Origin of the sequence: Pseudoalteromonas sp. AOP7-A1-14 (assembly GCF_052376275.1) — a bacterium.
GTDB lineage: Bacteria > Pseudomonadota > Gammaproteobacteria > Enterobacterales > Alteromonadaceae > Pseudoalteromonas.
Map to the genome: position 1 here is coordinate 1 of NZ_JBQSVO010000261.1, position 950 is coordinate 950.

At 40.3% G+C, this 950-nt stretch carries 1 protein-coding gene; it reads left to right on the plus strand.

What is annotated here, in order from left to right:
* Positions 1 to 87: 87 nt before the first annotated feature.
* Positions 88 to 950: IS30 family transposase (locus tag ACT3RM_RS17995; protein ID WP_444511530.1), on the plus strand; the 863-nt coding region annotated here is incomplete at its 3' end.

Sequence of the window (950 nt, forward strand, 5' to 3'; positions counted from 1 at the left end):
CTAAATTCGGATAATAAGTGCAATTTCTCAGATTAGATGGCCAGCTGTTATAATTCGGCCATTTTCTCGCCAAAGGAAATTGCTTTAATGAAATATAAACAGCTGACACAAGAAGAAAGATACCAGATTTACGCGTTAATAAAAGCAGGAAATAACCAAAAGCAGATAGCTGAAGAACTAACTCGTTCACCGTCATCTATTTCTAGAGAGCTAAAACGCAATAAAGGACTTAAAGGCTATCGGCCTAACCAAGCCAATAACTTTGCTGAACAAAGACGTAAGTCATCTTTCAAAGCAAGTAAGTTAACAGAGGACGTCACTCACTGGATTAATAAATTGTTGCATGACGGACTTTCCCCTGAGCAAGTGGCAGGCCGCTTAGCTTTAGAGAAACAGGTCGTTTTACATCATGAAACAATTTATCAATATATTTACAGAGACAAGGCTCGTGGTGGCAAGCTACATAAGACACTCACTCGTGCATGTAAAAAGTATAAAAAACGCTATGGAAGCTATGATAAACGTGGACAGATAGTTAATCGAGTCAGCATTGATGAACGCCCAAGTATTGTGGATTCAAAGTCTAGGATTGGTGATTGGGAGGGCGATACAGTGATAGGTAAAGGGCGTAAAAATGCGCTTGTCACAATGGTTGAACGTAAAACGTTATATACAGTCGTTCACAGAATTGAAAGCAAGCATGCGAAAATAACAGCCGATGCGCTGATCACGTGTATGACACCATATAAAGGTAAGGTTATTACCGTGACGTTAGATAATGGAAAAGAGTTTGCTCACCATGAGCATGTTGCACAAAAATTAGAAGCTGATGTGTATTTCGCTCATCCCTATTCATCATGGGAGCGGGGCATAAATGAGAATACCAACGGCTTACTTAGACGCTTCTTCCCCAAGGGAACTGACTTTATGGCGCTAAGTGAAGCAGAGAT